This is a genomic window from Bacteroides caecigallinarum (genome assembly GCF_021531075.1).
Classification (GTDB): Bacteria; Bacteroidota; Bacteroidia; order Bacteroidales; family Bacteroidaceae; genus Phocaeicola; species Phocaeicola caecigallinarum_B.
On record NZ_JADYTJ010000015.1, the window covers coordinates 17,307 to 39,196 of the forward strand.

The 21,890-nt window shown below is 41.2% G+C and carries 19 protein-coding genes and 1 pseudogene; 17 read left to right on the forward strand and 3 right to left on the reverse strand.

Going from position 1 to position 21,890, the window contains the following annotated elements; all coding sequences use genetic code 11:
• Positions 1-55 precede the first annotated feature (55 nt).
• The 15 genes and pseudogenes from I6E11_RS05925 to I6E11_RS05990 all read left to right on the forward strand — a co-directional run bounded on the left by I6E11_RS05925 (position 56) and on the right by I6E11_RS05990 (position 16,894).
• A complete protein-coding gene (locus I6E11_RS05925; RefSeq protein ID WP_235336984.1) occupies positions 56-1,618 on the forward strand; it encodes a S41 family peptidase in 1,563 nt (520 codons plus the stop codon).
• A gap of 244 nt (positions 1,619-1,862) precedes the next feature.
• A complete protein-coding gene (locus I6E11_RS05930) occupies positions 1,863-2,552 on the forward strand; it encodes a succinate dehydrogenase/fumarate reductase cytochrome b subunit (RefSeq protein ID WP_235336985.1) in 690 nt (229 codons plus the stop codon).
• Positions 2,553-2,586: 34 nt separating this feature from the next.
• A complete protein-coding gene (locus I6E11_RS05935; RefSeq protein ID WP_235336986.1) occupies positions 2,587-4,569 on the forward strand; it encodes a fumarate reductase/succinate dehydrogenase flavoprotein subunit in 1,983 nt (660 codons plus the stop codon).
• Positions 4,570-4,634: 65 nt separating this feature from the next.
• A complete protein-coding gene (locus tag I6E11_RS05940; protein ID WP_235336987.1) occupies positions 4,635-5,000 on the forward strand; it encodes a four helix bundle protein in 366 nt (121 codons plus the stop codon).
• Positions 5,001-5,044: 44 nt separating this feature from the next.
• The gene (locus I6E11_RS05945) at positions 5,045-5,800 is read left to right on the forward strand and encodes a succinate dehydrogenase/fumarate reductase iron-sulfur subunit (RefSeq protein WP_235336988.1); all 756 of its coding nucleotides are present in this window, start codon (positions 5,045-5,047) and stop codon (positions 5,798-5,800) included.
• A 484-nt stretch (positions 5,801-6,284) separates the two neighbouring features.
• Entirely contained in the window at positions 6,285-7,910 is a 1,626-nt protein-coding gene (locus tag I6E11_RS05950; RefSeq protein WP_235336990.1) for a helix-turn-helix domain-containing protein, read from the forward strand.
• A 235-nt stretch (positions 7,911-8,145) separates the two neighbouring features.
• The gene (locus I6E11_RS05955; RefSeq protein WP_235336992.1) at positions 8,146-9,276 is read left to right on the forward strand and encodes a DUF3575 domain-containing protein; all 1,131 of its coding nucleotides are present in this window, start codon (positions 8,146-8,148) and stop codon (positions 9,274-9,276) included.
• Positions 9,273-10,289, forward strand: coding sequence for a DUF5119 domain-containing protein (locus tag I6E11_RS05960; protein ID WP_235336995.1), 1,017 nt, complete (start codon positions 9,273-9,275; stop codon positions 10,287-10,289). Before I6E11_RS05955 ends, I6E11_RS05960 begins: the two co-directional genes overlap by 4 nt.
• 50 nt (positions 10,290-10,339) lie before the next feature.
• Entirely contained in the window at positions 10,340-11,335 is a 996-nt protein-coding gene (locus I6E11_RS05965; protein WP_235336998.1) for a fimbrillin family protein, read from the forward strand.
• 93 nt (positions 11,336-11,428) lie between these two features.
• Entirely contained in the window at positions 11,429-12,442 is a 1,014-nt protein-coding gene (locus tag I6E11_RS05970; RefSeq protein WP_235337000.1) for a fimbrillin family protein, read from the forward strand.
• A 12-nt stretch (positions 12,443-12,454) separates the two neighbouring features.
• Positions 12,455-14,716 carry a DUF4906 domain-containing protein gene (locus tag I6E11_RS05975; RefSeq protein WP_235337003.1) on the forward strand — a complete coding sequence of 754 codons (2,262 nt, stop codon included), beginning with the start codon at positions 12,455-12,457 and terminating at the stop codon, positions 14,714-14,716.
• Positions 14,717-15,199: 483 nt separating this feature from the next.
• Positions 15,200-15,292, forward strand: a pseudogene (locus I6E11_RS15045) (Rpn family recombination-promoting nuclease/putative transposase); the annotation flags it as partial.
• Between the two features lie 56 nt (positions 15,293-15,348).
• Positions 15,349-15,735 (forward strand): HEPN domain-containing protein, encoded by a 387-nt coding sequence (locus I6E11_RS05980; protein ID WP_235337005.1) that lies wholly within the window; start codon positions 15,349-15,351, stop codon positions 15,733-15,735.
• Positions 15,714-16,010, forward strand: a complete 297-nt coding sequence (locus tag I6E11_RS05985; protein ID WP_235337007.1) for a nucleotidyltransferase domain-containing protein — start codon at positions 15,714-15,716, stop codon at positions 16,008-16,010. Before I6E11_RS05980 ends, I6E11_RS05985 begins: the two co-directional genes overlap by 22 nt.
• Positions 16,007-16,894, forward strand: a complete 888-nt coding sequence (locus I6E11_RS05990; protein ID WP_235337008.1) for an Rpn family recombination-promoting nuclease/putative transposase — start codon at positions 16,007-16,009, stop codon at positions 16,892-16,894. Before I6E11_RS05985 ends, I6E11_RS05990 begins: the two co-directional genes overlap by 4 nt.
• Positions 16,895-16,920: 26 nt before the next feature.
• Here I6E11_RS05990 and dprA read toward each other — a convergent pair whose 3' ends face one another.
• The gene (dprA, locus tag I6E11_RS05995; RefSeq protein WP_235337009.1) at positions 16,921-18,036 is read right to left on the reverse strand and encodes a DNA-processing protein DprA; all 1,116 of its coding nucleotides are present in this window, start codon (positions 18,034-18,036) and stop codon (positions 16,921-16,923) included.
• Positions 18,037-18,043: 7 nt separating this feature from the next.
• Entirely contained in the window at positions 18,044-18,448 is a 405-nt protein-coding gene (locus I6E11_RS06000; RefSeq protein ID WP_235337010.1) for an acyl-CoA thioesterase, read from the reverse strand.
• A 161-nt stretch (positions 18,449-18,609) separates the two neighbouring features.
• On the opposite strand from I6E11_RS06000, the gene I6E11_RS06005 reads away from it, so the two are divergent.
• The gene (locus I6E11_RS06005; protein ID WP_235337011.1) at positions 18,610-19,551 is read left to right on the forward strand and encodes a tRNA-dihydrouridine synthase family protein; all 942 of its coding nucleotides are present in this window, start codon (positions 18,610-18,612) and stop codon (positions 19,549-19,551) included.
• Positions 19,552-19,669: 118 nt separating this feature from the next.
• Here I6E11_RS06005 and I6E11_RS06010 read toward each other — a convergent pair whose 3' ends face one another.
• Complete coding sequence (locus tag I6E11_RS06010; protein ID WP_235337012.1) at positions 19,670-20,932, reverse strand: DUF2851 family protein; 1,263 nt, start codon at positions 20,930-20,932, stop codon at positions 19,670-19,672.
• Positions 20,933-21,014: 82 nt separating this feature from the next.
• On the opposite strand from I6E11_RS06010, the gene dapB reads away from it, so the two are divergent.
• Positions 21,015-21,770 (forward strand): 4-hydroxy-tetrahydrodipicolinate reductase, encoded by a 756-nt coding sequence (gene dapB / locus I6E11_RS06015; protein WP_235337013.1) that lies wholly within the window; start codon positions 21,015-21,017, stop codon positions 21,768-21,770.
• Positions 21,771-21,890: the final 120 nt, after the last annotated feature.

A 21,890-nucleotide genomic window follows, 5' to 3' on the forward strand; every position in this document is an offset into this window, starting at 1 on the left:
GTCAACTAGTACCTAAAAAAACCTCGTCAACTCGTCAACTAGTAACTAAAAAAATATGAAACTGAAACTCTTTTTTACATTATCCTTATTGTTCGGACTAACTTCTATTGTTGGGGCTCAGAATAAGATATTGAATTCTCCTGCCAGAAAACTTCAGTTGGCTGAGTTCGCCATTGCCAATCTCTATGTAGACGATGTGGATGAAGACAAGCTTGTGGAAGATGCCATAATCAAGATGCTTGAGGAACTGGACCCACATTCCACTTATTCTAATCCGGAAGAAGTCAAGAAGCTGAACGAGCCTCTTGTAGGTAATTTCGACGGTATCGGAGTGCAGTTCAATATGGCTACAGATACATTGTTCGTAATACAGCCTGTGTCGGGAGGCCCATCGGAGAAGGTTGGTATTCTGGCTGGCGACCGTATAATAGAGGTGAACGACACTGTGATAGCCGGAGTAAAGATGAGCACAGAGGAAGTTATGCGACGTCTGCGTGGTCCGAAAGGAACTAAAGTAAATCTTAAGATTATGCGTCGCGGTGTGAAGGAGCTGTTGCCTTTTACTGTCAAGCGTGACAGAATACCGGTTTACAGCCTCGATGCTTCGTATATGATGACCAAGACTACCGGATATATACGTATCAGCCGTTTTGCAGCTACTACGGCGGAAGAGTTCGAGGATGCCCTTCATAAACTCCAGAAAGAAGGTATGCGCAATCTTATTCTCGACCTTCAGGGAAACGGAGGAGGTTATCTGAATGCTGCCATCGAGATAGCAAACCATGTGTTGGAGAAAGGCGAACTTATAGTCTATACCGAAGGTAAACGTAATCCGCGTACAGAGTTCAAGGCCCGTGGAAACGGTGATTTCCGCAAAGGGAAACTGGTAGTGCTGGTAGATGAGTTCTCTGCTTCAGCAAGTGAAATTGTAACGGGAGCCATTCAGGATTGGGACAGAGGAACTGTAGTGGGCAGACGTACATTCGGAAAGGGACTTGTGCAAAGACCGATAGACCTTCCTGACGGTTCTATGATACGTCTTACGGTGGCACGCTATTACACTCCTTCGGGCAGATGTATTCAGAAACCGTACGAAAGCATAGAGCAGTACAACAGAGACCTTATAGAGAGGTATAACCGTGGCGAGATGCAGAGTGCAGACAGTATTCATTTCCCGGATTCTCTGAAAACTAAGACTCTGAAGAAAGGACGCATAGTATATGGAGGCGGAGGTATAATGCCTGACTATTTTGTACCTATCGACACTACATATTATACAGACTATTATCTGGCGTTGCGCGACAAGGGAGCTATTGTTCAGCAGAACCTGAAACTGATAGATACTTATCGCAACGAATGGAAAGCGAAATACAAGACATTCGACCGCTTCAACAAACGGTTTGAGGTGACAGACAAGATGCTGGACGACCTGATAGCCCTTGGCAAGACAATGGGAATAGAATATAAGGAAGAGGAATACAAAACTGCCCTCCCGCTTATAAAGACACAGTTGAAAGCACTCATTGCACGCGACCTGTGGGATATGAACGAGTATTTCCAGGTTATAAACTCTATGAACGAAACCGTGCAGAAAGGACTGGAGCTGATTGAAGATTAGATACTAGTTACTAGGTTTCAGATACTAGTCCCTAGTTTCTAGTTTCTAGTCCCTAGTTTCTAGTCCCTAGTTTCGAGTCTCTAGCCCCTAGTTTCTAGTCTCTAGTCTTGTTTCCTCAAATTAAAGAATTATTTCCTTAATTGTTTGTAATAATGATGGAAATAGTCTAACTTTGCCAAGTCAAAATACCTTTAATGGAGACTATTTTAGTTTTAATAATTAAATAATTTAAAATCAATCATTTATGTGGTTAAGTAATTCATCTATTGGTAGGAAAGTGGTGATGAGCGTTACAGGTATCGCCCTTGTCCTGTTTCTGACATTTCACATGGCGATGAACCTTGTTGCATTGTTCTCGGGTGAGGCATACAACATGATTTGCGAATTCCTGGGTGCTAACTGGTACGCATTGGTTGCAACAGTAGGTTTGGCTGCCTTGTTTGTAATTCACATCATTTACGCTTTCTGGTTGACTATCCAGAACCGTGCTGCACGTGGTAACGAACGTTACGCAGTTACAGTTAAGCCAAAGAACGTAGAATGGGCTTCACAGAACATGCTTGTTCTTGGTATCATCGTAATCTTGGGATTGGCACTTCACTTTGTCAATTTCTGGTACAAAATGCAGTTTGCTGAAATCATCGGCGACCCTATGTTAGGTGGTCTTCATGCAACAGACGGTTACGGTTACATCATGCAGACATTCTCTAATCCGGTATTCTTCGTATTATACCTGATTTGGTTGGCAGCTCTCTGGTTCCACCTTACTCACGGATTCTGGAGCTCTATGCAGTCATTGGGTTGGAACAACAAGACTTGGATCAACCGTTGGAAATGCATCTCTAACATCTATTCAACAATCATCGTGTTGGGATTTGCTGTAGTGGCAATCGTATTCTTCCTGAAGAACATGATGGGTTGCGGTGCTTGCTAATTGAAAAGTGTAACTGATTAAATTGAAAAACATTATGACTAAAGTTTTAGATTCTAAGATTCCTGAAGGCCCAATAGCTGAGAAATGGACTAACTATAAAGCTCACCAGAAATTGGTGAACCCGGCTAACAAACGCCGCTTGGATATCATCGTTGTAGGTACAGGTTTGGCAGGTGCTTCTGCTGCCGCTTCACTTGGTGAAATGGGATTCCGTGTATTGAACTTCTGTATCCAGGACTCTCCACGCCGTGCACACTCTATCGCTGCACAGGGTGGTATCAACGCTGCTAAGAACTATCAGAACGACGGTGACTCTGTATATCGTCTTTTCTACGATACAGTGAAAGGTGGTGACTATCGTGCTCGTGAAGCTAACGTTTACCGTCTTGCCGAAGTTTCAAACAATATTATCGACCAGTGCGTGGCACAGGGTGTTCCTTTCGCTCGCGAATACGGTGGTACACTTGCTAACCGTTCTTTCGGTGGTGCACAGGTATCTCGTACTTTCTATGCTAAAGGTCAGACTGGCCAGCAGTTGCTTCTAGGTGCATACTCTGCATTGAGCCGCCAGGTAGGTGTAGGTACAGTTAAATTGTACACTCGCTATGAAATGCTTGACGTGGTTTTGGTTGAAGGCCGTGCTCGCGGTATCATCGCTAAGAACCTCGTAACAGGTAAGCTTGAACGTTTCGCTGCTCACGCAGTAGTTATCGCTACTGGTGGTTACGGTAACACTTACTTCCTTTCTACTAACGCTATGGCATGTAACGTAACAGCTGCTATGTCTTGCTACCGTAAGGGAGCTATGTTTGCTAACCCAGCTTACGTTCAGATCCACCCAACATGTATCCCTGTACACGGTGACAAGCAGTCTAAGCTTACACTGATGTCAGAATCACTTCGTAACGATGGTCGTATCTGGGTTCCTAAGAAACTTGAAGATGCAAAAGCACTCCAGGCCGGAACTAAGAAGGGTAGCGATATCCCAGAAGAAGACCGTGACTACTATTTGGAACGCCGTTATCCAGCATTTGGTAACCTTGTTCCACGTGACGTTGCTTCACGTGCTGCCAAGGAACGTTGCGACCACGGATTCGGTGTTAACAACACAGGTCTTGCCGTATTCCTTGACTTCTCTGAAAGTATCGAACGTCTCGGTCTTGATGTAGTTCTTCAGCGTTACGGTAACCTCTTCGATATGTACGAAGAAATCACAGACGTTAATCCGGGTGAACTTGCAAAAGAAATCAACGGACGCAAATACTACAACCCAATGATGATTTATCCTGCTATCCACTATACAATGGGTGGTATTTGGGTTGACTACGAACTTCAGACTACTATCAAGGGTCTGTTCGCAATCGGTGAATGTAACTTCTCTGACCACGGTGCAAACCGTCTTGGTGCATCTGCATTGATGCAGGGTCTTGCAGACGGTTACTTCGTATTGCCATACACTATCCAGAACTACTTGTCAGACCAGATTACTGTTCCTCGTTTCTCTACAGATCTTCCTGAATTTGCTGAAGCTGAAAAGGCTGTTCAGGCTAAGATTGACCACCTGATGAACATCAAGGGTAAGAAGTCAGTTGACTCAATCCACAAGGAATTGGGCCGCGTAATGTGGGAATATGTAGGTATGGGACGTACTGCAGAAGGCTTGAAAACAGGTTTGGCTCGTCTGAAAGAAATCCGTAAGGAATTCGAAACAGAACTGTTTATCCCTGGAGCTAAAGAAGGTATGAACATCGAGCTTGACAAGGCATTCCGTCTTGACGACTTCATCACAATGGGTCAGCTTATCGCTTACGATGCTTTGAACCGTGAAGAATCTTGCGGTGGTCACTTCCGTGAAGAGCACCAGACAGAAGAAGGTGAAGCTAAGCGTGATGACGAAAACTTCTTCTATGTAGCTTGCTGGGAATACCAGGGTAGCGACGACAAGGCTCCTGTACTTTATAAGGAACCATTGGTTTACGAAGCAATTAAAGTACAGACTCGTAATTACAAATCATAAGTTTAATTAGTTGACAAGGTACTAGTTGACTAGAAACTAGTTGACTAGGTTAAAGAAATGAATATATGAGTAGTCATAAAAGTTTGCTCGTTTGGAATAGAAGTATTGCAATGGTTAAATCTTTGTATTTGATTACTCAGAACTTTCCTTCATGTGAATTATATGGTATCACCTCTCAGATGCGACGTGCTGCCATATCTATCCCTTCAAATATAGCAGAAGGGTATGCTAGGGCACATGACAAAGAGTTATTACATTTTCTTTATATATCATTAGGGTCTGCATCCGAGTTAGAGACTCAATTGATTATCTGTAAAGATATTGGGTATCTTACCGAAGAACAATATGTGGAGCTTGAGATTATGAACAGTGAAATAATGAAAATGCTGACATCACTGATAAATAATAAAAAGAAAACCATAACCTCCTAGTATCTAGTACCTAGTATCTAGTCAACTCAAATAAAAGAAGTAAAATGGATAAAAATATATCATTTACGCTGAAAGTATGGCGTCAGAACGGACCTAAGGATAAAGGTCATTTCGATACATTCCAGATGAAAGACATTCCGGGTGATACTTCATTCCTCGAAATGCTTGATATCTTGAATGAAATGTTGATTGAAGAAGGTAAAGAACCTATAGTATTCGACCACGACTGCCGTGAAGGTATCTGCGGTATGTGCTCATTGTACATCAACGGACACCCACACGGACCTGCAACAGGTGCTACTACTTGCCAGATCTATATGCGTCGTTTCAATGATGGTGATACTATCACAGTAGAACCTTGGCGTTCGGCAGGTTTCCCTGTAATCAAGGACTTGATGGTAGACCGTTCAGCATACGACAAGATTATGCAGGCTGGTGGTTTCGTAAGTGTAAATACAGGTGCTCCACAGGATGCTAACGCAATTCTTATCCCTAAGACAATTGCTGACGAAGCTATGGATGCTGCTACATGTATCGGTTGCGGTGCTTGTGTAGCTGCTTGTAAGAACGGTTCTGCTATGCTTTTCGTTTCTGCAAAAGTTAGCCAGTTGAACCTTCTTCCACAGGGTAAACCAGAAGCTTTGCGTCGTGCTAAAGCTATGTTGTCAAAGATGGATGAACTTGGTTTCGGTAACTGTACAAACACTCGTGCTTGTGAGGCTGAATGTCCTAAATGCGTTTCAATCAGCAATATTGCCCGTTTGAACCGCGACTTCATCAAAGCAAAACTGAAAGACTAATAACAGTCTATATAATAGAATCAAAATCCGGCCTCATTAATTTGAAGCCGGATTTTTTGTATCTTTTGCTCTGACTTAACCTATGTTTAAGACTTTAATTATAATGTGCATAATATGTATAATGTGAAATATTTTTAAATGTATAACTTTTATTGGCTAAATATTTGCATATTATATGTGTATATTATACATTTGTCATGTGATTTTTTTCATAGTATTAGATTTAAGGTTAACAAGGTACGGGGACAAGGCGTTGTCCCCTTTTTTATTTATACAGTTAGTGTTCTGTTTCATAATTAATAATCGCTTTTTACTTATCTACTAATGTGATAGTTAAAATGCTCGTTTCAGTGTTAACGATGGTTAATACGTGGGGGGGGGGTAAATGGACTTTCAATATATTTGTTCTTACGAAACAAATGGTATTAAATCAACTATTATAATATTTGTTTCGTAAGAACAAGAAAGATTTTTAGCGGTAAATATGAAACTGATTATTTCTATAATATTTATGCTCTTATCCTCTTCGATATGGGCTATAAGCGAAGTTTCAGGAATATTACAGCTTCGTGATATAAATGTAATGCCAGAGAAATTGTTGCAAAGACTTGACAGCCTGGATAAGAATAAGTTGGAATCCGATTATAAGATTCAATATCTTCGTAGTTATGCATATTATTCATTGTCCAGGTTTAGTGTGGCGTACGAATATGCATTGTCTGCTTTCAAGGATGAAGATATAAGGAAAGATACGGCAGTATTCGACCGTACTTTGATTCTTCTTGGCGAGAATGCAATATTCTCGTATAGAATAGAAGATGCTTGCAAGATTGTTTCCAACGGTTTGCAATATGCATATAATCGTTCGGACTCTAACCTTATAGCCAATATGTTATTTATGGAGGGATTGCTTTACAGGAAAGTGGATAATCTGAAGAAAAGCTATGAGTATTTTGATAAAGCCATTAGAATTTTGAGTAAAAATTCTGACTCAGGTTCCCGATTGAGAATATCTCAAATTAAAGGTTTCTTGTGTGAAGCATATATCTCGGACAACATGCTGGATGAAGCGTGGAATGTGGCTTTGAAGAGAGGCTCTTTGTTGAAGCTACTTCGTGAGGAAGGGGAATCACATATGCTCGTCGACAAGCAGGAAGCCGATTTTTATAGTAAAGTGGCATTCCTGGCACATAAGCAAGGGCGTTACATAGTAGCAAACGAATACTATGAAAAATTTCTTACGACAGATTTTTCGAAAACAAATTTAGGATTACTAGATATCAACGATTATCTGTTGGAGATAGGTAAATATCGGGATGTGATAGAAAACAACAAACGTTTTTTCCTTGGTGTAGATTTGGATGATGCAATATCAGTGGTTTATCAAAGAGCCCTGCTTCAAAGTGCAAGAGCATATCAGGGAGAAGGGATGTATGAATCTGCCTATAAAGCATTGAGTAAGTTATCCGAGATAAAGGAAAGGCATCGTCTGGATATAAACCGTCAGTTGGTGTTAAATAGAGCAGATACTACAGAGCTTTTGCAATATAAATTGGATTTGCATAAGGCTCAGCATGAGTTGGAAAGCCGGCAGAAGCTTATAGTTCTGTTTATAGCATTGATACTTATAATGCTGGTGTTGCTGTTATGGCTGCTATACGAACGTAGGACACTTAATAAGAAAAATAAGAAGATTTCGTCATTGCTAGTCGAGCTGAGTGATGCCCGCAGTAGTGCTGATGGTGTAAACTCGGAGGATGATACAGAATCAGATCCTGACTATAAGATATTCCTGAGGTTTGATGAAAAGGTAAGAGAAGAGCACCTTTATCTGAAATATCAGTTGCAAAGGGATGATTTTGCCCGTATAATGGGGGTAGACAGAAACCGTTTTGCAGCTATAATCAAAGAGTATACCTGTGGTGGAAATCTTAATTCATATCTTAATGATATGCGTCTTGAGCATTCCATTTATCTTTTCAAGAATTACCCGGAAATGTCAATACAGGAGATAGGCGATGCAAGTGCTCTTCCTAGCTCTACTACTTTCTATAGGCTGTTCAAAGAAAAATTCGGTTTAAGTCCAAAAGCTTTTAGGGAGCAGTTGTAACTATTGATTCCCCAAAAAATATTTTGATATTCCCAAAAAGTCAATCTACTCTTTAACAACTTGTGATAGAGTGGATTGACTTTCCATATTATATATGACAAACTGAAAACACATTTTGACTAATCGGGAATTTGTAAATATTACAGTTTTGTTTTAGCTTTATTAAATTTGCACTGAAAAAAGGTAGAAGAACCTTGAGATGTTTTTAGGTAATAAGCTGTAATAAGTAATAGTCATGAAATTTTTTTTCAGGAAACACCCGGTCTTATTGCTGTTGTTTATACTCTTCTATAATATAACTGCATTTGCTATGGGTGATGGAAAAGTTTCTTCAGATTCCATGATTGTTTTCAGATTTATCCCAAACGACTTGATGTTCTACGATTCAAAGAGACTTGGTTTCAGGGAGTCTCTGTTCCGTTCGTTGGACTTGATAAACAATCATAAAGAAGATATAGAAGCAGGTAAGGCTGTGGTTGTGATACATGGATACTGTACCTCATTCCCTTCATATGCGGCAAACAGATATGCTGCCAAGAATCGCAGTAACCAGGTTAAATCGTATTTTATCACCAACTACTGGATGAAAGAGCAATTCTATAAGACCCGCAATCATGTAGAGGCATACAAAGGCCAGAAGGATATAGTGGCTGTGGTGGGTATAGAATATCTTCCCGGATATGAGCCGAAAAGAGAAGAGCCAAAATTCGAACCGCTGGTTTCGGATAGCAGTATTCCAGTATACGGAATCCCTGCCGATATTATGCCGTCAGAACTGCCGGTAGCATGGGTTGTTCCTCAGAGGATGGAATCTGTAGACGAGGAACGTCCTTCATGGATTAAACTCCCTATTATCCTTAAATCAAATCTTATATACGATGCAATGCTTGCCCCATCGTTGGAAATAGAATATGTGATAAACGACCGCTGGTCGGCCGGAGTGGAAACTTCTATAGCATGGTGGCACAACGTCAAGAAACCTTGGTATTATCAGATTGCCACACTTATCCCCGAGGTGCGTTACAGAATAGATGCACGCAGACCGGGACATTATCACACAGTAGGATTGTTCGGTGGAGCCGGTTGGTATGACCTGCAGTATAAAAAGACAGGCTATCAGGGTGAACTCTGGATGGCAGGAGCAAGCTATTCATATTCATTTCCAATCAATAAATTGCTGGGATTTGAGGCAGGAGTCGGAATGGGTTTCATGAGTGCCAAATACGAGGAATATTTTCCGCAGGACGGACACTTTGCATATATGCAGACCACGCGTACAAACTTTTTCGGTCCGCTACGCCTTAAGTTTGCTTTGGTATTTGATTTAAACAAGTATTTCAAATCAATGAAAGGAGGTGCAAGATGATACGCCCGGACAGAATATTATTATTATGCCTCTTCGCCGTATCATTGTTGTCGGGATGCAGGAAAGAATTATGCTATAATCATGAAGAACATTCGCTGACGGTGAAATTCAATGCCGTCGCATCATGGATGTGTGAATGGGAGGTAGCCGGATTTAAGGATTGGAGTACCGAATGGAATCCTGCATGGCCTAGAGAATACGATGAGTTTCGTCCGGATCCGGCAGAAGGAATCAGGGCTGTAGTCTATACCGGCGATAAGGCTGTAGAATACAATATTGGCACTGAAGGCGGCAGGGTACAGATGTCGGAAGGTACACACTCTATACTGTTCTATAATAACGATACGGAGTATATCGTGTTCGACCAACTTAACTCCTCCGGAACAGCTTCGGCAACTACGAGAACACGTACACGCAGCGGTTTCAAAGCCTTGCACGAAGGCGAACGAACCATTACACCGCCTGACATTCTCTATAGTGAATATATAGAGGAGTATGTAGCCGAGAAAACGCTGGAACCGATAGATATTCCGATAACGATGCATCCGCTTACATTCAAATATCTGGTGCGTTACCGCTTCAAGTCCGGTCAGAAATATCTGCTGCGGGCACAAGGAGCATTAGCGGGAATGGCAGAGAAAGTATATCTGCAGGACGGGCATACAGACGGAACAGCCTCTACTATATTGTTTGACTGCAAGGTAGACGATTTGGGTTGTACAGCCACAATACAGTCGTTCGGTGTACCCGATTACTCCGTTACCGAAGGATATACAACAGACCAGAGCGATAAACGTTACACCCTCACGCTGGAAGTACAGTTAAAGAACGGAAAGAAACTTGATTTCGAGTTCGATGTAACAGATGAGGTGAAAGCACAACCACGCGGAGGAATCCTCCAAGTGACGGACATTGAGATAAGCGATGAGGACGGACAGCAAGGTTCCGGAGGATTCGACCCCGACGTAGACGACTGGGGGGATGAAATAGAGATTCCGCTACCAATAGGTTGATAAATGATAATGTGAAATAAAAATTTGTATAACATTTAATATTAAAAATTATGAAGAGAAATCTATTATTTTGTGGAGTAGCAGCTTTGGCATTTGCAAGCTGTACTCAGAATGAAGTTCTCAATGTAAACGAGAACAGGGCAATTGGGTTTGATGCATTCGTGGGAAAGGCTACTAAAGCAGGTGAAGTTGTACAAGCAAGTTTCAGTAAGTTTGCCGTATATGGTTCATATACGACTGACAATTCAAATTGGACACCTGTATATCAGAATGTAACAGTTAATGGTACTAATAACTCTAATTGGACGCCAGAGAAGCAAGCTTATTGGCAATCAGGAGCAGACTATAGTTTCTGTGCTTATTCTAATGGGAATGATGTTTTGGCAGATAATAAAGTTACTTTTGATGCTGCAACGACAAAACTTTCTTTTACTAATTATGAAGCAGGAGAAAATGATTTAGTAGTAGCTTCGAATAGTACAATTAGAAGTGTAAATCCATCTAGTCAAGGTGAAGTCCAGCTAAGTTTTAAACATATGCTTTCTAAGGTGAAGTTTACATTTAAAACTGATGCTAGTGATAACTATACTATGAAAGTAAATTCTCTGAAAATTAGTAATGCTATAAAAACAGGTAGCTGTGATTATACAAACGGTACAATTGGAGATTGGACTGGTAGTGCTGATGGAGAATATATTTATACAGTTACTGGTTTAACTGATTTTGCGGCAACATCTGGGGCTCCATTTGAAACAGTAATGTATTTAATTCCTCAAGCTAATGCTTCTTTAGAAGCAACAATATCGGTTAATGTCACTGATGGTGGTGCATTGGATAAGACAAAAACTTTTAATGTTCCATTAAAATATACACCAGCAACGGTTGATGGAAAAGGTACAGCTGATAAATGGACAGAAGGATATGTTTATAATTATATTGCGACAATAAATCCTGATGATGTAACAGATGAAGTAAATGAAATAACATTTACTACTGAAGTTGGTACTTGGACTGAATCAAATGACCAGAATTGGCCGGCTAATTAATATTATAGAAAGTCTAACTACTATAGGTTATGAGGGGTTGAATGTTCCCCTCATAGCCACAATCTAGCAAACAACTTATAAAAACGACTAAGAATGAAAGTAATCCTACGTATAATATTCGGAATATTGGGTGGTGTGGTTATGACATCATGCGTAAGCACTGTCAGTGAGCCGGAAACATCGCACACTCCAATACAATTCGGGACATCCGTTAGTCGCGCTGCCGTGAATACAGCAGACGACCTGTCCTCGTTTTCCGTGTGGGGCGGCTATGAGAATGTGAGCTTGTTCGATGGAACGGAAGTGAGCAAAACATCAGACGGTTGGACATACGAGGGAGGAACCAGATATTGGGTTCCTGGTAAGACTTTCAATTTTTATGCAGTTTATCCTTCAGGTAAAGCTACATCTGAAGATTCAGGTCAAACATTGAAGGTTTCTGACTTTCAATGTCCTCGTAGCTTTGAGGAACTTTCGGAAGTTACGGATCTTATGACAGCATATAATAGTGTTAATGCAACAGTAAATCAGGGACCTGTAGACCTTATGTTTAAGCATGCTCTAACACGAGTAAATCTTGCTGTGAAACTGGCAGATGATATACCAGCCGGTTACAAAGTAGATATCCTTTTCTTGAATTTTGGAGCATTTACTAAAGGAAATATGACATTGTCCCTGAATACACAATCACCAATCCCGGAATGGACTGTAGATAATACATCGTTTCAGGTATTCTCTTTCTCTGGTACAGGTGGAACGCTTGTGAATCATACTGATATAACAGCGAGTGGCGGACAGAATGTTTCAGTAGATATAACTCCGGAGGAGTATGATATGTATTTTATTCCTCAGACAATCCAGGAAAAGGGGCAGAATATGAAAATAAGATATGTTCTTAAGAATGATAAACCGGAGACGGATCCGGGATATAGATATATTGAAAACGAAATAGAAATTCCATTATATAATGCTTCTATAACGAAATGGAACCCCGGTGATTATATTACATACACTGTAACAATAAGCAGGTATAATGTCACAGTAGTATTGAATGTGGGAGACTGGGAAGATGGAAACTTAGGAAATGAGAATATTGATTTTGAATAAAAAATATAGGTTATGAGACTTAAAGATATTTTCGTTTATTGGGCACTTATTATTATGGGAACATCGTTGTTCACTTCATGTAATTATGAAGGAATTGATGATGTAGCCGGTGTAACAGATGGCGATATGGTGTATTTGGGAATTAGTCTTCCGGATGCAGAAAATATAGAAGTTACGCGTGCTGCAGCCACAGATATAGAAAAAGTGATATATACTGTCCGTGTTTTGGTATTTGATGCTGGTGGCAATTGTTTTTATAATCAGCAGATATATGACGGATATAGTCAAAAGGAATCGTATAAGACAAGTCAGGCTTTGGGAATACCTAAACAGACAGGTGATAACTATAAGAACTGTACTGTTTGGGTCGTGGCAAATGTCGGTAAGCAGACAGGAGTATCAGGTGGTTCGTTTGATTTCTCAAAAGTAGCTAACATCGATGATATGAATGAAATGTACGGATACCTTGTTTTGCAAGAGAAAAAGTTGCGTGACTGCCTTCCGATGACAGGAAGTGCTACAGTGGATATGACTGTCCCAACCTCTGTAGGTAGTCCTGTGGCTATTACAATGGAACGTATTTTGGCAAAAGTGTCTTTCACAATAAATACAAGCTCTGATTTGGAGTTTTATTTTAATAACTGGTCTGTAGAAAGTTTGCCAAGATATACGTATGTGATATCACAGGGCGATGACTTGACAGTGAAACCATCGGGAGGATCTTTTGAACTGTATTATCCTGGAAATACTACTGAAAAGGATCTTGTAACTAAGCAAGTAGGTCATTGGCTTGATGAGTTACCAGCTGAAAAAAAATCATTTGGTTTTTATATGTATGAAAATCGTAGGGGAGGTCGTTTGGAAACTCCTAATATAAATAATCTTTATGGAGATTCAGATAGCTATCCTGCTGGAATTAAAACCATGACTGACGGTAGTGGAGCAAGTGGAATTAATCCAAATTTCAAGACTTTATATGCTCCGGATAATGCTTCTTTCCTTATTATTATAGGAGTGATACGTAACAAAACGACTTTGAATTTAACATCGTTTACGTATAAGATAGCTCTTGGAGCGAATAACTATAACGATTATAATATCGAACGTAATCATAATTACGTGTATAATATAAATATCAACGGAGTGACTCATGATGATGTTACTGTGGATGTCAATGCCTTTGATTCACGGGTGCATAAGGACTATGCTTTGCAAATAACTGCACGTGCCAGTGAAAAAATGGATGCTCATTATGATAAACGATATATAGAAATAACAGCTTCTACAGGTGAACTGAAATTGCAATTTTATAATACAATGGAAGATGCCCAAATTGATCGCACTCCTATTACTACAAAAGATTGGATTGCATTGTCTGAATTGAACACTTATAATATAGATATAGACAAAAACGAAAGTACTTCAAAAAAGTTCAATATGTCATCCGATCTTGAACATCTAAGATTATATATCTATGCAAGAGAGAATAACACTACATCACCACGTTCTGTTGTGTTAAAAATTACTCATACTCCACCATCGGATGATAGTGGTATAGAACAGGAATCAGTACATCGTTATTATACATATACACAAGCAGGGCTTATAGAGGTAAATGGACTGTATGTGGAAAGTTATGAGGAGTATGGTATGGATTTAGACCCAAGTTCTGATGAGTTACCAAGTGCTCAGGGATTACAGTGGGGATGGCATGGTACGGAGATAGGTGCTTATTCTACTTCAGACGGTTTGAACAATACTAAAACTATTGTAACAATGAGTGGAAATCCTGGAAGTTTCACTAATGGCTCATTATACAATGATTATGCAGCACGATATTGTTATTATAAAAACAAACGAGATGCTTCTGGAAATGTGATTGAGGAGGAAGCAAAATGGTATCTTCCTCCGATTGATGAATTAAAGCCATTGACAAATTCAGAAATTTCAGCTTCATGGGAACCTGTATCAATGATTGGTAGACCGTATTGGAGTTCTAGTGTGCCGACAAAAGAAAGTCTGACTAGTTCAAAACCTTGGTGGGCTTATATCCCTGCAATAGGTAGTTGGTTATGGGATAGATATACAAGAGAATATATAGGAGAAGGTAAAACTTACGAATATAGAAATGTATCAAAAAGCGCAATCAATGGTGATATAGAAGAAACTTTAGTAAGAATTTATGATGGTGGATGGTGGTCTGACCCTGTTGATGCTTCATTTTTTACAGTCAGAGATGCAAAAAAATATGTTCGTGCAGTACGTAAAAAATAATAATGAATGTTTATGCATTATATTGTTGACTCAATAATTGAAAATGATGTTAATTCTCATTCAGAAAGTAAATTTATTTAACCCAAGTTTCGGATTTAGAATTCATCCTTTAATTTAGTCATAATTAAGGCTTTGCTTATTTCTGTTTCACAGAAATAAATCAGACAATCATAACTATGCGTATAAAAGCTTAGATATTTCTGTCGTTTGACAGCTGTCAAATAATCATTTGATACGTGTCGGACAATCGTTTGACAGATGTCGGATAATCGTTTGACACGTGTCAAACGATAAGTATTTCTGCCTATTTGCATCCCACTTTCCATACACTTGTGGTTTTTAAACAGTGTTTAGATGCTGTTTAGATGATTTCTGTGGTAAATCAGAAACTTAAGTTATTTCATTGTCTGTAGGAGATTCTTTTCATGTTTTTTGTATTTCAGCCATTTTGCACTACTTTTGTAAAAACAGCATTTTGTCATTATGAAATACCTTGATTCAAAAGCCGATTTGACATTCAAGAAGGTGCTCGGTGAGCACCCTGACCTTGTGACAAGTCTTCTTAATGCTTTGCTTGTAAATCAAACTAATTTCATTTATCTTTGCGAAATAGCGTAAAAAGTGCAGTAAATATGGAAAATAAGGTTATTTATTGGGTTGAGATGTCTGATTATGATATGGATACGGCTGATGCAATGTTGGTAACAGGTAGATATCTGTATGTCGGCTTTATGTGTCATCAGGTAATAGAAAAGATCTTAAAGGCTTATTGGACAGCGCATTTGTTGGAGCCTCCATTGAAAATACATTCTTTATCCAGACTGGCAGAGAAAACAGAACTTGACAAGATTATGTCTGAAGAACAGTTGGATTTTATTGATTGTCTTGAACCTTTAAATATCGAAGCGCGTTATCCTTCATACAAGGAACGTTTATTCAGAAGTCTTACGAAAGAATATTGTGTGGATTTATTGAAACAAACCAAAGAATTACAATTATGGATAAAGAGCAGGCTATAGAAATTGCAAGAAGATACAAAAAACTGGTGGCAGAAAAATTGCCCCTTAAGGCTCTCTATATATACGGCTCGTATAGTAAAGGTACTTATCACGAAAATAGTGACATAGATATAGCTGTAGTGGTAGAAAAATTAAGTGACAATTATTTTGAAGACACTCCTATCTTATGGAAATTAAGAAGGAAAATAAGTAATCTTATAGAACCTGTTCTTTTGATTGAGGATAACAATAATCCTTTGTATTGTGATATAATGAAAACAGGCACATTGATATGAAATACCTTGACCCAAAAGCCGATTTGACATTCAAGAAGGTGTTCGGTGAGCACCCCGATCTTGTGACAAGTCTTCTCAACGCTCTTCTCCCTTTCGAGAGGGATGACGAGAAGATAGTGAGCGTGGAGTATCTTCCGGCAGAGCTTGTTCCGGAAACTCCACTGAAGAAGAACAGCATAGTGGATGTGCGCTGCAAGGATGCGGCAGGACGCATATTTATAGTTGAGATGCAGATGATATGGTCGCCTGCATTCATGAGCCGTGTCCTGTTCAATGCTTCGAAGGCATACGTCAGGCAGCTTGGCGATGGCAGCGACTATAAGCTCCTGCAGCCGGTTTATTCGTTTAATCTGGTGAACGATGTGTTTCTTCCATATGTGGAGGGATACTATCATGACTACAGGATAGTGCACATGGAGCATACGGAGAAGGTGATAGAGGGTTTGCGTTTCGTTTTTGTGGAGCTCCCGAAGTTTAAACCTCAGACTTTCAGCGAGAAGAAGATGCATGTGCTCTGGCTGCGCTATCTTACTGAGATAGGGGAAAAGACTTATAATGTGCCTCAGGACCTGATGGACGTTCCGGAGATAAAGAAGGCTGTGGACCAGCTGGAACAGGGTGCCTTCAATGAGGCTCAGCTTCAGGGTTATGATGACTTCTGGGATGCTGTGAGGGTTGAAAAGACTCTGTTGTCTGATGCTTTGGATGAGGGGCTGAGAAGAGGTCTTCAGCAGGGTCTTCAGCAGGGTCTTGAGCAGGGTGTTGAACAAGGTCGCACAAAGGAACGTCTTGAGATAGCGCGAAATTTTAAAGAATCCGGCATACCTGTTGATATAATATCAAAGAATACCGGTCTTAGTGTAGACGAGATAAATTCTTTGTGATACTTATGAGGAGGTTTTTAACTTCCTCATACTATCTTATAAACCCCACCTGCCAAAGCACGGACCATTCCTTTCATCTCCATCTCGAACAGTATACCTGTCATCTTGTTTATAGGGATATTGGTGTTGACAACAATAGTATTTATCTGAAGTCCATCAGGATTCTTTCCCAATTCCGACATTACGAGTTCTTCCTCCGGAGTGAGGTCGGGGAACAGTTGGCGCTGTATGCCTTCGCGCGGACCGGATGTAGGGGTGTAATCCCAGTTCATGGCTTTTACCAGTTCCTCTGCGCTTTGCAGTAGGGTTGCTCTGTTGCTGCGGATAAGGGCATTGCAGCCTATAGAGAATTCATCGCCTATACGACCAGGGAATGCAAAGCAGTCGCGGTTATAACTTTCGGCTATGTCGGCTGTAATCAGTGCGCCGCCTTTTGCGGCCGATTCCACTACTATCGTGGCATCGCTCATTCCGGCTACTATCCTGTTGCGCTTTATGAAGTTCTGTCTGTCGGGGTTTGTTCCGCTTGGGTATTCTGTCAGCAGTCCGCCATGATTGAGCATCTCGGCTGCCGTGCGTCGGTGTACTGCCGGATAGATTCTGTCCAGGCCGTGCGCCAGTACGCCCACTGTATCCATGCCATACTGAAGTGCTGCACGGTGCGCGTTTATGTCGATGCCGTATGCCAGTCCGCTTACTATCAGGACGTCGGGCATTATCTCATGCAATTCGTTGATAAACCGTTGGCAGATGTCCTTGCCGTATTCTGTGGCATGGCGTGTTCCTACCATGTTGATTATATGCAGGCTGTTCAGATTGGCTGTACCTCTGTAGAATAGCAGAAGTGGGGCATCATCGCATTCGCGCAGGCGGGACGGATAGTCCTCATCGTTCAGTGTGAGACAGCGTATATTGTTTTTCTCTGCAAAACGCATTTCTGCTTCACACAGGTGCAGCACGTCGCAATTTATGATTGCATCGATTACTTTCTGTGATACGTCCGGCACAATGTCTTTGAGGTTTTTGGCATTGCTGAATATTGTTGTTGCAGAACCGGCAGCTTCCATAAGACGGTGTGCACCTATCAGACCGAGTCCGGGCAGGCGTGTGAGTGCCATTGTGTAAAGCAGTTCTTCGTTCATGGTGGTGTTATTCGCTGAAATATGGTGAGAAGATGGTGTTGAATACTTCGCTGTCGCCCAGACGACCGTTTATCACGCATACGGTTTCTACTGTGGCTTTGATGACAGGCTTCATGTCCGGCAGACGGAAGATGTCCTGATAGAACACGTATTTTATGCCTTCCTTCTTGATGTATAGCTTTGAAACGAATTCGTCGCCACTCTTCAGCGGTGTCTTGAAAGCCATGTTCAGTCTTGCCACTACGGGGTCTATGCCTTCGTCGTGAAGGCGTGCGAAACTTACTCCCAGGGATGAGAGGAATTCGTGACGGGTGTGCTCGATGTAGTGCTGGTAGTTGGCATTATTTACTATGCCTTGCAGGTCGCATTCATAGTCGCGTACCTTCATTTGCAGTTCGAAGATGTATTTCATTTTGAGTTTTAAAATTAGTTACTAGTTGACGAGTTACTAGTTGACTAGGCTTCCTAGTATCTGGTTCCTAGTTTCTAGTTTCTTAATCTATAATTACAAACTTACGGAAAAATCCTCTTATATCTATCGTTGCAAGGAATATTCTTCATATTTTTGCATCTATGGATAAGGAATTTAAGATTTTTGCAGCTCCGTTGCAGGGTTTTACGGAGGCTGCATGGCGTGTGGCACATAATGAAGTGTTTGGCGGAGTGGATGCATATTTCACTCCTTTCATAAGATATGAAAAGGGCGGATTGCGCAATAAGGACAGGCGCGAGGTGTTGCCTGAGAATAATCGTGGCATAAAGTTGATACCTCAGATTATGGCTTCCGAGCCTGATGAGATGAAGGCTTTGGCGGATTTTATCGTTTCTTTAGGATATAAAGAGATTGACCTTAATATGGGGTGTCCTTTCCCGCTGATAGCGAACAGGGGGAAGGGTAGCGGCATATTGCAATATCCTGAGAAGGTGGCTGCGCTTATGGAGTGCATCAATGCTTATGCGGCTGACGGTGTGAGTTTCAGCGTGAAGATGAGGCTGGGACAGGTGTCTGGCGATGAATGGAAGGAGATTTTGCCTGCTATAAATGCATCGGAGGTGAAAATGGTTACTCTTCACCCTCGTATCGGCAAGCAGCAGTATAAGGGTGAGGTGGATATGGAGGCTTTTGCAGAGTTCTATAATGGATGTCGCAAGCCGTTGGTGTATAATGGCGATTTGTGTAGTGTGGCAGATATAAACAGGGTTGTTGAGAAGTTTCCCGATTTATATGGTGTGATGATAGGTCGCGGACTGCTTGCCGACGGAGCTTTGGCTGCTGGATATAAATCCGGTTTGGAACTTAAGCAGGACGAACTGTATGCCAAGGTACGCCGTATGCACTCTCTGATGTATCAAAGATATTCGGAAACAATCGAGGGTGGCGATGCACAGCTTCTTCTAAAGATGAAATCCATGTGGGAATACTGGCTTCCTGAACTCGACAAGAAGAAAAGAAAAGCCATTCACAAGGCAAATAAGCTGTCGGTCTATCTGAATGAAGTGGAGGGAGTTAGGTAACAAGTAAACAAGTTGACAAGGTCCTTTTTAGATACTAGTTGACTAGGTCTCCTAGTATCTAGTCCCTAGTATCTAGCCCCTAGTCCCTAGTATCTAGTATCTGATTCCTGAAACCTTTTCAACTTTTCTTCAAATATTCAAATCCGATGCGGCAGTACAGGCATTTCTTCGGGTCGCAATAATTCTTTTTAAGCTGTATCAGGGCCTGACTGTCGCCTGCGTGTGCTGCTTCAAGTCCGCATTCCTTCCACATTCGTGTGATGAAGTTGTTTTCCGGTTTCAGTGTCTCCAGCATTTCTGAGGCACGTGCCGTAAGACGGTTTATTCCTCTGTGCTTTCCGTAGGCATAGAGGAACGGTATCACGGTGTTGATAATCAGAAGATTGACGGATGATGTGCTGAGCTTCTTTTTTAGGGGAGTGGATACTTCGCCAAAGGTGTAGTGCGTAATCCAGTATTCCGAGGTATCTGTTTCCAGCATCGGTCTAAGTTGTTCTATTGTTTCAGCCTCGAGAATCTTTGACAGCAGTCCTTGCGATGTGTGATACAGTTTAGCCAATTGTGCTATCCTTACATGAGGAAAGTTACCGGGACGCATGCGCAGCAGTTTCCAGCGGCAGCTGTCCGAGGTGGTGAAACCGAACTTGTGTTTCAGATATGTGTACTCTTTCAGCAATTTGTCTGTATACTCGTCGTATGCCGCATCAAGCAGACCTGACTGTCCGAAGAAGATGGCTTCTATCTGGAACAGACTGTCACGATGCTTGTCTACAGCCCTTAACGGAATGGTCTGTGCCCACAGTTCGAAGGCTTCGCTGTTGGTTCCGAAACCGAAGTTGCGTGCCAGGGTGATGAAGAATACGTCTTCCCAATTGTTGTTGTATTTTCCCATCAGTCTCGTTATGCGTTCTGTCTTTTCCTCGAAACGCTCTATCTGGAGTGTGTTCAGCCAACTGTGCAACAAGACTTTGGATAGCGACGGAATTATCCTGTAGCATGCAGGATAGTGTGAGGTGCGTATAAGTTCGTTGTAGCTGTCCACTAGATATGAGGGGTAGTGTAACTTCATCTGTGGAATCTTTTCGCCGTTCGGTCTACATGGCTCGTAGTCTATATCGGATGCTATGTGGAGGATTACATTGTCGTAATCGGAATTAGTGTCATGGTGATGTAATTTCCAGTCGGAAGCTTTAATGTGTATCTCTATGTTTCCCACCCATAGCATTCCGCCTATCTTGATTTTGGCATTGAAGAAGTCCGGACCTGCGTTGTTATTCCACAGTCCCGGGTCGATAACTTCAACTTCCATACCGTCTGTAGTACGTAATGGCTTAAGCGGGAAAAGTTTGTGTTTCCATACGTAATGTAATAGTTGTTCCATTCTGATTAAGAGTAAATATTGCCTAAATGTAATGATTTATAATGAAAAGCATTATCTTTGTGGGGAAAATAAATCGAAAAATATGAAGATAGCATTAATCGGATATGGAAAGATGGGCAAAGAGATAGAAAAGATTGCCCTTTCGCGTGGACATGAGATAGTAAGCATCATAGATATAAACAATACTCAGGATTTCGAGTCGGAAGCGTTCCGCTCGGCTGATGTGGCGATAGAGTTTACAGCTCCTTCTGTGGCTTACAACAACTGCTTGTCGGCATTCAGGAATGGTGTAAAGGTTGTTTCCGGTAGTACAGGCTGGATGAGTGAGCATGGCGACGAAATGCGCCGCTTGTGTGCCGAAGAAGGTGCAACTCTGTTCTGGTCGTCAAACTTCAGTCTTGGTGTGGCTATATTCTCTGCTGTAAATAAGTATCTGGCCCGCATAATGAATAATTTCCCGGGATATGATGTCTCAATGGTAGAGACTCATCACATTCACAAGCTTGATGCTCCAAGTGGTACTGCCATTACTTTGGCAGAAGGTATCCTGGAGAATCTTGACCGCAAGGACAAATGGGTGATGGGAACACTTACTGCACCGGACGGAACAGTGACCGGTACAACTGAATGTGCTGCAAACGAAATGCCTGTGAGCGCAATCCGTCGCGATGAGGTACCGGGTATTCACACAATAACATACGAATCGGAAGCCGATTCTATCATCATTACTCACGATGCGAAGAACCGTAAAGGATTCGCTCTTGGTGCTGTGCTTGCAGCTGAATATACAGCAGAGCATACAGGATTCTTAGGTATGAATGATTTGTTTAATTTTTAATTTTCAGTTGACAAGGCTTCAGAAATCAGATACTAGATACTAGGGACTAGATACTAGGAGACCTAGTCAACTAGTATCTAGTCAACTAGTATCTAAAAAACTTAAAAACTTAAAAACTCA